The 12,992-nt window shown below is 60.9% G+C and carries 12 protein-coding genes; 7 read left to right on the top strand and 5 right to left on the bottom strand.

From position 1 onward, the window contains the following. Positions 1–66: 66 nt before the first annotated feature. Positions 67–1,482, bottom strand: a complete 1,416-nt coding sequence (locus tag KTR60_RS14800) for an NAD(P)/FAD-dependent oxidoreductase (protein ID WP_228400986.1) — start codon at positions 1,480–1,482, stop codon at positions 67–69. A gap of 411 nt (positions 1,483–1,893) precedes the next feature. On the opposite strand from KTR60_RS14800, the gene KTR60_RS14805 reads away from it, so the two are divergent. After that, positions 1,894–2,691, top strand: a complete 798-nt coding sequence (locus KTR60_RS14805; protein WP_228400987.1) for an ArsR/SmtB family transcription factor — start codon at positions 1,894–1,896, stop codon at positions 2,689–2,691. A gap of 421 nt (positions 2,692–3,112) precedes the next feature. Here the strand turns inward: KTR60_RS14805 and KTR60_RS14810 are convergent, their stop codons facing one another. Next, the gene (locus KTR60_RS14810) at positions 3,113–3,424 is read right to left on the bottom strand and encodes a hypothetical protein (protein WP_007732085.1); all 312 of its coding nucleotides are present in this window, start codon (positions 3,422–3,424) and stop codon (positions 3,113–3,115) included. Positions 3,425–3,476: 52 nt separating this feature from the next. Between KTR60_RS14810 and KTR60_RS14815 the strand changes: the two genes are divergently transcribed. From KTR60_RS14815 to galE, 5 genes are read left to right on the top strand one after another with little or no spacing between them, the layout of a single operon-like run. Further along, positions 3,477–5,564 (top strand): glycosyltransferase, encoded by a 2,088-nt coding sequence (locus KTR60_RS14815; RefSeq protein WP_007732084.1) that lies wholly within the window; start codon positions 3,477–3,479, stop codon positions 5,562–5,564. A gap of 46 nt (positions 5,565–5,610) precedes the next feature. Then, on the top strand, positions 5,611–5,883 hold the full coding sequence (locus KTR60_RS14820; protein ID WP_007732082.1) for a PqqD family protein: 273 nt from the start codon (positions 5,611–5,613) through the stop codon (positions 5,881–5,883). Positions 5,884–5,890: 7 nt separating this feature from the next. Next, positions 5,891–6,769, top strand: a complete 879-nt coding sequence (locus KTR60_RS14825; RefSeq protein ID WP_228400988.1) for a hypothetical protein — start codon at positions 5,891–5,893, stop codon at positions 6,767–6,769. Continuing rightward, positions 6,748–7,878 carry a nucleotidyltransferase family protein gene (locus tag KTR60_RS14830; RefSeq protein ID WP_228400989.1) on the top strand — a complete coding sequence of 377 codons (1,131 nt, stop codon included), beginning with the start codon at positions 6,748–6,750 and terminating at the stop codon, positions 7,876–7,878. Before KTR60_RS14825 ends, KTR60_RS14830 begins: the two co-directional genes overlap by 22 nt. Beyond that, positions 7,875–8,873, top strand: a complete 999-nt coding sequence (gene galE / locus KTR60_RS14835; RefSeq protein WP_125051071.1) for a UDP-glucose 4-epimerase GalE — start codon at positions 7,875–7,877, stop codon at positions 8,871–8,873. The genes KTR60_RS14830 and galE overlap by 4 nt, the downstream gene beginning before the upstream one ends. Here galE and KTR60_RS14840 read toward each other — a convergent pair. Further along, positions 8,778–9,500, bottom strand: a complete 723-nt coding sequence (locus KTR60_RS14840) for a hypothetical protein (RefSeq protein ID WP_228400990.1) — start codon at positions 9,498–9,500, stop codon at positions 8,778–8,780. The genes galE and KTR60_RS14840 overlap by 96 nt on opposite strands. Before the next feature lie 398 nt (positions 9,501–9,898). Between KTR60_RS14840 and KTR60_RS14845 the strand changes: the two genes are divergently transcribed. Continuing rightward, the gene (locus KTR60_RS14845) at positions 9,899–11,221 is read left to right on the top strand and encodes a sensor domain-containing diguanylate cyclase (RefSeq protein ID WP_228400991.1); all 1,323 of its coding nucleotides are present in this window, start codon (positions 9,899–9,901) and stop codon (positions 11,219–11,221) included. On the opposite strand, the gene KTR60_RS14850 is transcribed toward KTR60_RS14845, so the two are convergent. Both KTR60_RS14850 and KTR60_RS14855 read right to left on the bottom strand, forming a co-directional pair. Next, a complete protein-coding gene (locus tag KTR60_RS14850; RefSeq protein ID WP_003945009.1) occupies positions 11,210–11,683 on the bottom strand; it encodes a DUF5709 domain-containing protein in 474 nt (157 codons plus the stop codon). The two genes, KTR60_RS14845 and KTR60_RS14850, sit on opposite strands and share 12 nt — an antisense overlap. A gap of 73 nt (positions 11,684–11,756) precedes the next feature. Then, positions 11,757–12,932 (bottom strand): lipase family protein, encoded by a 1,176-nt coding sequence (locus KTR60_RS14855; RefSeq protein WP_416309277.1) that lies wholly within the window; start codon positions 12,930–12,932, stop codon positions 11,757–11,759. Between the last annotated feature and the right edge of the window lie 60 nt (positions 12,933–12,992).

Genomic DNA, 12,992 nt, shown 5'->3' on the forward strand with positions numbered 1-12,992 from the left:
GAATGACGGAGGGCGGCTGCGGAGTTGAACTCCACAGCCGCCCTCCGCCGGTCACTCAGGTGTTGATCAGCCGGCGGCCTTCTGCTGCTTGCCGGCAGCCTTCTTGGCTTCGCCATTCGAAGCGCTGCCGGACTCCGTCGCTTCCTTGTTTTTCTTCTCCAATTCGCCCATCGCGTTTCGCGCGAAGACCTGCTGCTCGGTGGACGCCATCTGAGCACGGCCACGCCCGAAGAACGTCACCGCCCACGACAACAGCGTCGAGGCACGGGAACGGAATCCGACGAGGTAGAGGAGGTGAATTGCCAGCCAGGCAACCCACCCGATGAAGCCGCTGATCTCGAGCTTGCCCACCTTGGCTACCGCGCTGAAGCGCGAGATCGTTGCCATACTGCCCTTGTCGAAGTACTTGAACGGAACTCGTTCCGACGGTGACTTGCCGTCCAGTGACGCTTTGATCTGCTTGGCCGCGTACTTGCCACCCTGCATGGCAACCTGAGCCAATCCGGGCAGCTTGTCGAGCGACATCATGTCGCCGATGACAAAGACGTTGGGGTGCCCGGGCAGAGACAAGTCGGGATTGACCATGACGCGGCCGGCGCGGTCGGTTTCTCCGCCGCTCTGTTCTGCGAGCTGCTTGCCGAGGGGGCTGGCCTGCACGCCGGCGGACCACACCTTGCACTGCGACTCGATACGGCGAAGCGTGCCGTCCTTCTCCTTGATGATCAGACCGTCGTTGTCCACGTCGGTGACCATCGCGTCGAGCTGGATCTCGACGCCGAGCTTCTCGAGCGTCTCGGCAGCCTTGCGGCTGAGCTTCCCGCCGTACACGGGCAACACGGCAGGGGCGCCGTCGAGGAGCACGACGCGCGCTTCACGAGGATCGATCTTGCGGAACGCGCCGTTCAGCGTTCGACGGGAAAGCTCGGCGATCTGCCCGGCCAACTCCACGCCGGTGGGGCCGGCGCCGACAACGACGAAGGTGAGCAAGCGCGCACGCTCGGCGGGATCGTCCGACAGTTCGGCCTGTTCGAAGGCCCCAAGGATTCGTCCGCGCAGTTCGAGGGCGTCGTCGATCGTTTTCATTCCGGGGGCGAACTCCGCGAACTGGTCGTTGCCGAAGTACGACTGACCGGCACCGGCTGCCACGATCAGACTGTCGAACGGCGTAACAGTGACGCGTTCGAGCAGGCGCGAGGTCACGGTCTGATTCTCGAGATCAATGGTCTCGACCTCACCGAGCAGTACCTGTGCGTTCTTCTGCTTGCGCAGCACCAGTCTCGTGGCGGGAGCGATGTCACCGACCGAGAGGATGCCGGTCGCAACCTGATAGAGGAGCGGCTGAAACAGATGGTGGGTTGTACGCGCGATCATCGTGATGTCGGCATCGGCTTTTTTGAGAGCCTGAGTGCCGAACAATCCTCCGAAGCCGGAACCGATCACCACTACGCGGTGGCGGTGCGGTTCAACCGACTGGATGCTCATTCCGTACTCCTCGAGTTCTAGGCGACAGTCCTACGGTAGTCCCACCGCGGCCGAGCTTCTCTGCGAGCAGTCCGACGCGCGCCGGTGTGTCCGAATCGATCAAGCGGCCTCGAGGGTGATCACTCCCGAGGTGATCGGCTTGGCCGGACCCCGGGGTGATCACCACTTTGTCGAGGTGTCAGCTACTGGCGGACGGACAAGATGAACAGTGCGATGCACCCGCCGACGAAAACCAGGATCGACAGGGCCACCGAGGCATACCCGACACCCACTCCAATTGCTGCCCAGTCCATGTGCCCAACCTCTCTTACGGTGCAATCCGGGATTCAGATCACATCTGCCTAGAGACATCACACCTCATCTGTCCCAACTTTCGAAACCCGGCACGCCCAACCGTTGACATGCAAGTAAATGCTTGCATATTGTGAAGTTGTGAACGACCGGATGAATGCAGCCTTCAAAGCACTGGCCGATCCCACACGAAGGCTTCTCCTGGACCGCTTGTTCGTAGCCAACGGTCAGTCGCTCGGCGAGCTGTGCGACAGCCTCGACATGAGTCGGCAAGCTGTCACTCAACACCTCACCATGCTCGAGGACGCCAATCTGATCAGCACGGTCCGACAGGGGAGGGCAAAGCTTCACTATCTCAATCCCGTTGCGCTAGAGGAGATTCGAGAGCGGTGGATCAACAAGTTCGAGGTACCGCGCCTTCGTGCGCTCAGTACCGTCAAAAGAATTGCGGAGGAAGCCATGACCGACAAGCCCAGTTTTGTGTACGTCACCTACATTGCGAGCACGGCGGACAACGTCTGGAAAGCGCTCACCGACGCACAGGCCACCGCAGAGTATTGGGGACACAGCAACGTCTCCGACTGGCAGCCGGGATCGACCTGGGAGCACCGCCGGATCGACGGTTCGAACATTGCCGATGTAGTCGGCACCGTAGTCGAGAGCAACCCTCCGTCGAGGTTGGTCACCACCTGGGCTTATCCGAACGGCGAACCGGGCGTCGACATCTCTCGGGTGAGTTTCGACATCGAAGCCTTCGGCGCGATCGTGCGACTGACCGTCAAGCACACCGATTTGGCGGACGAATCGGCTCGCATGGAGGTGGCCGGTGGATGGTCGGCGGTGTTGTCGAACCTGAAGTCCTACCTCGAAACCGGAAGCACTCTTCCGGTGGCGCCGTGGGAGATGCCGGCCGGCTGACGGTGATGGAACAGGACAAACGTGCTCCCTGTGCTGGAGGGAATTGTCGTACTCCCGTCCGAATTGCCGGCCCAGTCCAGTCTCAACTTCGCATAAGAACCAAATTTCGGCGGGTTCAGTCTGTAAAGTTGCCGGAAGGATGCTAGCGTTTTGCCCGACATCGAGTGAGGACGACCTCGTCTCGGACGCATGGGAGAAACACTATGGGCGACGACGCTTTTCAGAATGTTCCGGTTGATCGACGCAAGTTCGTCAAGACAGTTCTAGCGGCCTCGGCGGTAACTGTGCCCGTCGTGACGTCGATCAGCCTCGGTGGTGCGGCGCCGGCCTTCGCAGCCGGAGACACGCCGAATCTCTCCGGAGCGCCAAGTCGTGGCCAGCAGAACCCGAATCAACCAGGCGGCGAACAACCAGGCGGGAATCAGCCCGGTGGCCATACTCCGGGAGGGAACCAGCCGGGCGGAAACGAGCCGGGCAACCCCGGATCATCGGGAAGTTCGGGATCGTCAGGCAGTTCGGGTAGTTCCGGGAGTTCGGGATCGTCTGGAAGTTCCACAGGTTCCGGATCAACCGGTAGCTCTTCAGGTTCCGGTGGAACGACGACGGCTAAGCCGACCGGGCCGACTGTGCCGACGGAGCCGACCGTCCCGACTGTGCCAACCGTACCGACAGTGCCGACCACTCGCACCGAGCCGACCTTCCCGACCCCTCCGACCCAGCCGACGAATCCCACGGAACCTACGTAGCCGACACGACGCGACTGGTTCCGAGGGGGAACACCGACGATGACAGAGTTCGACGTCGCGCTACACCGCGCTCTGAAGAAGTTTCAGAGCGCGGGGTCGGTTCAGGTGCAGGAGACTCCACCGCACGGAGAACCGGCCGATCTGACTGTCGCGATCGCAACCTACGACGATTTCGACGGCGCGTACTTCACGATCCACTCGATCTTGGTCCATCATCGCGAGATTCTGGACAGAGTCGAATTCGTCTTGTTGGACAACAACCCCGAGGGGTTGCCGGCGCCGATGCTCGAATCGTTTGCGGGGTATATCGATCGGTTCCGCTACGTTCCGTTCACCGACGTTCGATCGACTGCGGTGCGGGACGTCCTGTTCCGCAAGGCAACAGGGAAGTACGTCCTGGTCCTCGACTCCCACGTGATCTTGGCACCGGGATCGTTGTCGGCGTTGCTGGCGTATTTCGATGCAAATCCGGAAACCGACGATCTGATCCAGGGGCCGATGCTCTCCCAGGATTCCTCGCACATCGCGGCCACCCACATGGACCCCAAGTGGCGCAACGGGATGTTCGGCTCGTGGGGAGTTGATTCGCGCGCGAAGCAGCACCCGGACGTGCCTTTCGAGATCGTCATGCAGGGCCTCGGCTCATTTGCCTGCAGGCGTGAGGCGTGGCCGGGACTGAACTCGCACTTCACCGGATTCGGCGGTGAAGAGGGATACATCCACGAGAAGTTCCGGATCAACGGCGGAAAGGTCGTCTGCCTTCCGACATTTGGTTGGCACCATCGATTCGAGCGCCCGGCCGGTGTCCCGTATCGAATAAACTGGGAAGATCGTGTTCACAATTACCTGCTCGGTTGGAGTGAGGTCGGTTGGGACATCGATTCACTCCATCGTCAGTTCTCCGAATACCTCGGTGATTCGTATCCCGAGATCCGTCTCCGTGCGGAGCTGAGCGTCCAGAGACCCGAGTTGGCCTTTGGTGGAGTGATCGTTCTCGGCGACGACCGCCGAGTCGCTCCGTGGCGTTCATGCCTGGCGGAGGCCGAGTCGATCGAACTGACCGTTCACCGTGCCATTCCGTCGCAGGACGACGCTCCGGATGTGTGGAGGACTGCGTCTGCGTTCGTCGCCGGAATCGACAAGGCCATTCTGTTGGCCTGGAAATCGGTAGTTTTTCTGGACGAGGCTCGCGTGATCGAACCCGCGGTTATGTACAAGCTACGGAACATCGTCGACGACCTCCCGGCCGAGGCCGATACGGCTGTCATCCACGCACACGGCGAAGATCTGGTCGGAGCTGCACTGATTGTTCGCGCGGCGACATACGGAACTTTGCGAGACGAACTCTCACGAAGGATCAACGGACCCGTGCCGTCCGACTTCTCACTGGCGGCTTATCTGCTCGAGCGAGGCGCAGTCGACGTTGTGCTCGATCGCCCACTGTCGCCTGTCCGCGTAGGGGGAGAACCCAACCCCGTTGTCGAGGATTCTGAGTCGGACCTCGGTGTTGCCGTCGTGAATCTCGATCTCGACATCGACAGATGGAAAGCGTCCTGGCATAGATTCATTCGCTTACCGCGCGTAACAGCGGTGGAAAGAGTGTCGGCTTTCGAGGACGCGATGAATCAGGACGCGGCCTTCACCGTCTCGTGGCGTCGTGCGCTCGCTCGGGCGACTGAGAAGGGCTGGGATTCGGTCCTCATCGCTGCTGACGACGTCAGTTTGCTGGATGCCGCCGCATCGATCCTTGGCCATGCCCGCGAAGAGTTGGATCACGGCGATTGGGATGTCGTCCACCTCGGACACGACCCGAAATCGAGGGACGGAGCTCTGCTCGACGGTTCGGCACTCTTGCGCACCAGTCCTGAGAACCGTGGAGTCCACGCCGTTCTCGTACATTCGCGCGCCTTCGAGCGAATTCTCGATGAGATTGCGGATCCGGAGTCAGATTCCGAAGCATTCGGACAATGGGCGGGTCACTACCGAACTCTGGGCGACTACCTGGTGGATGCGAGTGCCGGGGGAGCGCTCACGTGCCTGACGCTGTCGCCCGGCATCGCCTCCACACGCAGCCTGATTCGTTCGGGCGCAATCGAATCCGAATACTCACGACGCTTCGCACTGTGAGACCACCACCAAAACGAAATCGGATTCGCTGAATCAAGGAGATATCTTGACCGAACTACTCGAAGGTGTGAGACCGCAACGCTCTCAGACGGTGGAGAGCAACGATCTCACCGACGGTGTTGTGCTGTACGACAGTTCCAGCGAGGTTGCCCATCACCTCAACCCGGTCGCGACGTTGGTGTGGGAACTGTGTGACGGCCGGACCGTCAGCGAAATTGTCCAGGCCGTGGCAGAAGTGCTCGAGATCCCTGACGACGAGGCGAAGTCGGTAGTCAACGAGACGTACGGACAGCTGAGCACCTCTCGTCTGCTGGTGTGAGAATTCCGTGACAGGCAACCACGTACCACAATTCCGGGCGCATTACCTTTGGGTTGACGCGATTGTGCGCGGTTTCTGCATACCCGAGGTCGGTGTCGTCGAGCATCGGATTGCCAGCCCGTGGCCTGCGGACAACAACGTCGAAGTTCGGATTCAGCGGAATCGAGCGACATTCGGTCGCTGGGACGTCACCATCGAATCGACCATCGGCGGCAGCCATGAAACGCTGATCGGTCTGGACGGTCTCCAGCTCGCGGAGAGCGTGTACCGCACGGTGCACCGGGATGTCATGACGGCCGCGCACGCCCGACAGTGGACACGCCTGCACGCCGCTCTGGTCGACTGCAACGGTGTGAGAGTGGCGATCGCCGGGCATTCAGGGGCGGGCAAGACCACCTTGGCGCTCGCCCTTGCCTTACGGGGTGCACAACTGCGAGCTGACGAAGGCGTCTTCATTCGTGGTACCGAAGCTGTGGGCTTACCGCGGCGGGTCCACCTCAAAGCCGGTACGTTCGACGTCCTCCCGGAGATCAAAGCGCACGATTCGCTGTATCTTCCGTACGCCCCGCCGGTGTGGGCGTTGGACCCGTCGACCTTGCCTGCTGAACGAAACGTCAGCTCGGCGGTTCGCGGAATCGACCTGGTGCTGATCCTCGATGGATGGGACGAGGGGCCGACTCGACTCGCTCCGATGCCCGTACCCCAAGCGATACAGTCGCTGGCCGAGCAATCCGCCCTGTGGTCCGACAATCACGGATTGACCCTGAGAAACATCGCTGCTCTACTCTCGAATGCCCCGTGCTACAGACTGATTCGACATCACGGCGACACCGGCGCCGACACCGTGGAGGAACTGGTGGCGTCATGCGTGACACCCGGTACCTGATTTCCATGTTGAAACCCGAGTGTGGGGCCGACGTCATCCGCTTGTGTTCGCAGCAGGATTGGCCCAGAGTCATCGACGCCGCTGTAAGGCACAAGGTATTGCCGCTGCTCGCCTCCCGAGCGGTCGAGGCCGGCTTCGCATCGGTCCTACCTGCGAGCTTCGCGGAAATGCTGTCGGAATCCTCGGCCACCGCATCGAGTCCGGAACTGACGCTGAGCCTTGTCCATCACCGAAACACCATAAGGATCTCGGACCTCGACGCGCAGCGAGTGGAACTGCAAGAGTTGTTACACAGCAACGGATTTCCGACGGTTGCACTTAAGGGTGCCGCCCTTCTCGAGCGAAAAATCTGGCCGAACCCGGCAGCTCGACGGATGACGGACATCGACCTTTTGGTCGTCGACCCTGCACATGCCGTTCCGGCCAACGACGCGATCCTCGATTTCGGCTACCGAATGGTCCGCCCCGACGAAGTGGACTCCGACTCCATCGATCACGACGATCACCAGGAACCGGCACTCCTTCGCGACGACCGTCATGGCTCCGTCGAAATCCATTCGCACTTACTTCCGAGGTTCACACGTCACGCGCTGACCCGAGAGGCCGCGGTCCGAGAAATCAGCGCGGAGGCGGAAGGATCCCGCCTTGCGATGGCCGACGTGACGCTGCACGTCATCGCTCACGCGCGGCTTGCCGATCGGGCCTTGATTCGAGCCGATTTGTCGTTGAACAGTGTCTTCGACGTGGGGTACCTGCTCACTTCCGAACCGGAACTCGCTGTGACGCTCTCCAGACGCCAGTTGCCACGCGATGTCCGTCGGGCGGTGAACGTCCACTGGGCGGCGGTGGAATCGATCTTCGGCGTCAGTACCGGAATGACGACCATCTCGGCGCGTTGGTGGTGGCGATGGACGCTGTGGTTGGCGGATCGCCCACGCCTGCACTCGCTCTACCGCGATCTGGTCATGGTGCCGCTCTTTCTCGACCGTGATCGGCTTTCCATCCGGGACGGGCGCGACCTACGTGGATGGGACTTGGCCCGCTCACGCGTGTCCCACTTCGTCCGTCGTGCGAGGACTGCCGTCGAAGATGCCGGGGGAGCGGCGTGAAAGTACTGATCACGGGCGGAGCGGGATTCATCGGAAGCACCGTCGCGTCGAAGTGCGTCGACGCCGGGATCGATGTCGTGATTCTCGACAACCTGCTGACCGGCCGCGCCGAATTTGCGCACAGATTCCCGTTCTACTGCGGCGACATCGCGGACGAGAAACTGCTCGACAAAGTATTCGCAGATCATTCCGATATCGATGCGACAGTTCACTGTGCGGCCTTGATCGTGGTCGGAGATTCCGTGAGTAACCCGGCGCGGTACTACGAGAACAACGTATCCAAGTCGCTGACGCTGGTATCGAGTGTCCTTCGGAACGGGTGTGAGCGCTTCTTGTTCAGTTCCTCTGCGGCGGTGTATGCGCCGAGCGACGGTGGGTGTGTCGACGAACATTGGGGGATCGCACCGCAGAGTCCCTATGCGCACAGCAAGGCTCAGTTCGAAACGATGCTCGACGACATTGCGGCGGCCACTGAATTATCGGCGATATCTCTACGCTACTTCAACCCCGTCGGGGCAGATCCGGATCTGCGAAGTGGTACACCATCGGCACGCCCGACCCACGCACTCGGAAAGCTGTTCGAATCATATTCGACAGGAACGCCTTTCAGGGTTACGGGAACGGATTGGCCGACGCGCGACGGATCCGGAGTGCGTGATTACGTTCATGTCTGGGACCTTGCAGACGCTCATGTTCGAGCACTGGAAAGGTTCGACCGGGTCACCGCTGAATCATCACGCATGACTGTGGTCAATCTGGGCAGCGGGCGGGGGACGACCGTGTGGGAGCTGGTACACACATTCGAGAACGTGCTCGGCGAAGATATCGACGTGGTCGCTGCCGGCCGACGCACCGGTGACACTGCCGGCGCTTACGCATCGAACGATCGTGCGTTGCGACTACTCGGGTGGGTTCCGACATTCACCCTGGAACAGGGGATCGAGGACACCGCGCGGTGGCTGGCAGTGCGGCCGCACCTGCTCAACTCGGTGTAGCCGAACGTCAGCCCGTCGGGTCGTCGTCAACACGGAGCGACGTGAAGCGGGCACTGGCAGGGGATAGGTATCGACCAGATTCGCCCAGTCCTGCGGACCGGTGATCTCGTAGATGCGGGGCGCGCCGTAGATCCTTACCGGCTGCACCCGCGCCTCGTTCGAGGAGCTGTCTTCTTCGAGAATCACCCCGAGGGCCCCGATACCGTCGCGGGCCCTGGTTGTTTCGGTTGTGCCGTTGGCAAACGGGATAGACCACCATTCGCCTCCGATGTGACGGTCCGGATCTTCGATCTGGTATTCCAGAAACTGACGTTCGTTGTCGAGTGCCTCAGCACGCCACTGTTCGAGGCCGTCCTCTGCACGGTAAATCCGCAAGGGTAGGTCCGACCAGCCGTAAATAGGGTTTCGCTTTTCAACCAGATTCTGGTTCAGACGGTCGACCGGCTCGGTCCACCAGGCAGTGTGTGGCGAGTCGAGTAGTGCTTCGGCAATCGGTCGCAATGCCGCGATCACCTCAGGGCGGACGAAGATCAGATCTTCTTCGTCCGGCGGCTCCCAGTAGCGTGCAAAATCTACGGCATACGCAAGACAGTGCAGAATCTCGAGCTCGGACATTTCTGCTGGCATGCGTAACCGACGTTCGCACAGAAGCGACGGCCACGTGGTGAACCGAGGACGAGTGCAACGGAATCCATGTGGGTAAAGCTAGCGGACAAGCTGACGGGGGACGTTCGAATATCCTTTACTTGACATAATGTAGATTATCGGCAAATTCTCGACCTGGCGATATCCGGCTCACGCCTGGTTCGTGCAACCTTCCTTGTTTCCGCCCACCTATGTCTGTCTGCCGGTACATTTGCCGGCTTTCCTGCGTTTCCGTCCTAGATCTGCGACCGGCTTGCACGACTCGACCATTGCGACTCCGCGATCGCCGGCTTAATTGGTACCGATCACCGCCTGGCCTCGCCGGCGACTGCGGCTACGCCGCGCGACCTGGACGTCAGGAACGACCAATAAGTGCTCTGATGTGGATTGATGCCGATAAACACGTCTCACCGACTTCCGGCTACCCCACCTCAATTCGTCACTGTGACGTATTATGGTCGACAGGCTGGAGGCGAGTTCAGTTTCATTGTCATCGCCACGGACTACTATCGCCGCATGTGTTGTATTCGACCGGCCGCTTCTCATGGTCAGTGGCCGCGATGAGTGACACACCCAAGGTCGTGCATCGCTGGCTCGCAGTGCCAGACCAGTTTGACCGATTCACGCGATTCTTGCGCGACAACGGAATTCTGATGCCGACTCGGATAGGCATCGGCGTATTGGTTTTCCTCCTGGGTATCACGATTCTGCTGAAGCGACTGGGCACTCATTCGGTACAGACCATCGGATTTCCGTTGGACGTCGTCGTCTCAGTGCTTGTGATGATCGGCGGAATTGCCCTGCCTGTCATGGCGACCACCCGTGAAAGGTCGTATTTCTTCGTCGTTGCCGGGGACTTCGCCGTTGCGGTGATCGTGCTGGCTGAGGCGAATCCGGATCAGAGATTGCTCGGATGTCTCGTCTTCGGGCTCGTCGGCTCGTACATAGCCTTCTTTCACAATCTTCGAACTCAGCTGTGGCACCTGCTGTTTTCCGGGGCGGTCATCGTTGTCGCCAGCATCGGCGTGTTCACCGATGTACCTTCTGGCCTTCCAGACGTCCTGGGGCGCATTGCCTTTGCCATTCCTGTCATCACTGTCATACCGGTGGTCACGCAGATTGCTCTGGCGCTCCTGAGCAACGACGCTCAAAGCTCAGAACTCGATCCGTTGACGGACCTGCTGAATCGGCGCGGACTCGCACGGCGGACTTCCGAACTACTGCAAGCGAAATCCAGCCTCGACCAGTCTTTGCTGGTGGTGGTGATCGACATCGACAATTTCAAACACTTCAACGACACCTACGGTCACGACGTCGGCGACCGAGTCATACTGCGCACGGCCTATCGACTACACGACTGGGCCAGATCGGACGCGGCGATAGCGCGCATCGGCGGTGACGAGTTCGTCGTCGTTCAGATGATGCCGTTGCCGTACGTCGGCGATCTACTGGCCCGGATCGCGCCCATCATGAACTCCCCTACAGGCGAACCAATCTCGACGACCAGCATCGGCATAGCCATCCACAACGGCGCCTGGCCGGACGTACAAGCAGCAGAAAGTGGCGTTCACGATCTACATCGCCTCGCCGATTCGGCGATGTACGAAAGCAAGAGAATGGGTGGAAATCACGTCCACTCCATCGTTCTCACCGATCAACAGCTACAACAGCCACAACAGTCAGGCGGTCGTTCAGTCCTCTGAATCGTCGATCAGATGCATCGCGGCTTCCTCTGCCGACGCTGCGCCGCCGTCGATTCCGACGTCTCCGGCAATGAGTTCACTTTCCTCGTCCTCGTATCTGCCCTCGTCTTCGGCAACGAGACGCCCGACCCGACGGTTACCCACTTCGTCACCGTTCGGGAATTCTTCTTCCCGTTCGAATTCGTCGGCATCGGCGGGATCCTTCAAAGGATCTCCGAGCGACGCGTACGGATCGGGTTCTTCTTCGGCCAGGCGCTCGTCGAGGGTCTCCCCCGCTGATTCCTCGCTGCCGGTCAACCCGTGGGCATCAAGTCCCAGTGGGCGTTCCGGTGGTGAGATTCCCTCGTCGAGAATGTCGTCGACGCCTCGATCGATCAGAGTGTCTTCAGGTTGAAGCTGGTCGTCGGGATCGAGACTGTAATCGCCATTGCCGGCCGCGCCGGTGTCATCCGTGTCGCTCATACGATCAACGATGCCACGGGCACACCGAGTTGGCCATGTGCCGCGCCTACTCGATACGTCACTCCGGAGACATTCAGCACGAACGCGGGGCCGGCACTCCGTCGAATCGGTCCTGTAGGTACTCGAATGCGGTGGGCAGACCGAGGACCGCAGTGGTGAGGTGGTCCGGGCTGGGGAACAGTTGGGATTGAATCGTGGCTCCGGCGGCGCAGTACCGCGAAATCGTGTTGACCACCGAATCGATGGGGATCAGGACGTCGTCGGGCGTGTGCCATTCGAACACCGGGGCAGTCGGCACACCGGGATAGAGTTCGACGCTGTTGTCGGCCATCACCTTTCGCACTTCAGGGCTGGACAGCAAGGATGTCGACGTCGACACCTGAGAGGCACTGCGCCCGGCACCGACCCTGAGGATGTCGTTGGTGCACGCGTTGGTGAGTTCGGCCCGCATCGACCGTCCGAGGTCGTTGAGTTGGTTGCTCAGCGGCAGTAGGTCGGGATACTCGCGTTCGAGGCCCATTGCTGCGGCGAAGGCGAGGCCGAATGCCGGGTGCGGATCCTGTCCGAGGCCGTTTGCCATCTTGGACAGATTCATCGGGACGCCGCCCTCGGCTACACCGACAAGGTTGACCTCGGGTGCGTAGCTCGGGGCCAGTGCGGCCGCCCACGCGGTGGCCATGCCGCCGCCGGAGTAGCCGGCAATACCTACAGGGCTGGCGCCACTACGCAATTCGGGGACTTTCTGAACGGCGCGGATACCGTCGAGCGTGATCTGTCCGCCCAGGCGCGCGGCGCCGTACGCACTGTTGGGTCCGAGATGGTCGGGAAGGGCAATGGTCCATCCACGTTGCAGCGCGACGTTGAGGATGGGCGCTTCACGGATGACGATGTTGGGATCCGATGCGTAAAGCGCGCGAGATGGCGCACATCCCGTACCGAGTGCATTGACGATGTGCTGATACGAGAGCAACGGGCCGTCTTGTGCTTGATTCGGCGGGACCAGGATCGTGCTGACCGCGGCAATAGGCTTGTTCTCTGAGTTCGTGGACCTGTAACTGACCTGCCAGATCGCGACGCCGGGAAAGGTCATCAGGTCAGGGGCCCGGCGCACGGAGATCGGCGTGCCGGCGGTCCCCTCGGCAGCTGCTTGCGAGTAGAACGGGTCCGGGTCCGGTGCCGGATATGCGGGATCGGCCTGTGCAGTCCCCCCGGAGAGCAGTGCGGCAGTCAGTGCAGCGGCAGTCAGCATCGATCCGGTAAACACGCGTGTGGTTCGCAGTTTCAACGTTTTCCCCTCGTCCGGACCCAC

The organism is Rhodococcus sp. C1 (assembly GCF_020809065.1).
Taxonomy (GTDB): domain Bacteria; phylum Actinomycetota; class Actinomycetes; order Mycobacteriales; family Mycobacteriaceae; genus Rhodococcus_F; species Rhodococcus_F qingshengii.

Coding starts and splice junctions, on each gene's coding strand:
- KTR60_RS14840 (WP_228400990.1), bottom strand. CDS start 9,500: ATGCCAGCAGAAATGTCCGAGCTCGAGATTCTGCACTGTCTTGCGTAT.
- KTR60_RS14815 (WP_007732084.1), top strand. CDS start 3,477: ATGACAGAGTTCGACGTCGCGCTACACCGCGCTCTGAAGAAGTTTCAG.
- KTR60_RS14830 (WP_228400989.1), top strand. CDS start 6,748: ATGCGTGACACCCGGTACCTGATTTCCATGTTGAAACCCGAGTGTGGG.
- KTR60_RS14800 (WP_228400986.1), bottom strand. CDS start 1,482: ATGAGCATCCAGTCGGTTGAACCGCACCGCCACCGCGTAGTGGTGATC.
- KTR60_RS14805 (WP_228400987.1), top strand. CDS start 1,894: ATGCTTGCATATTGTGAAGTTGTGAACGACCGGATGAATGCAGCCTTC.
- KTR60_RS14855 (WP_416309277.1), bottom strand. CDS start 12,932: ATGCTGACTGCCGCTGCACTGACTGCCGCACTGCTCTCCGGGGGGACT.
- KTR60_RS14845 (WP_228400991.1), top strand. CDS start 9,899: ATGTGGATTGATGCCGATAAACACGTCTCACCGACTTCCGGCTACCCC.
- KTR60_RS14850 (WP_003945009.1), bottom strand. CDS start 11,683: ATGAGCGACACGGATGACACCGGCGCGGCCGGCAATGGCGATTACAGT.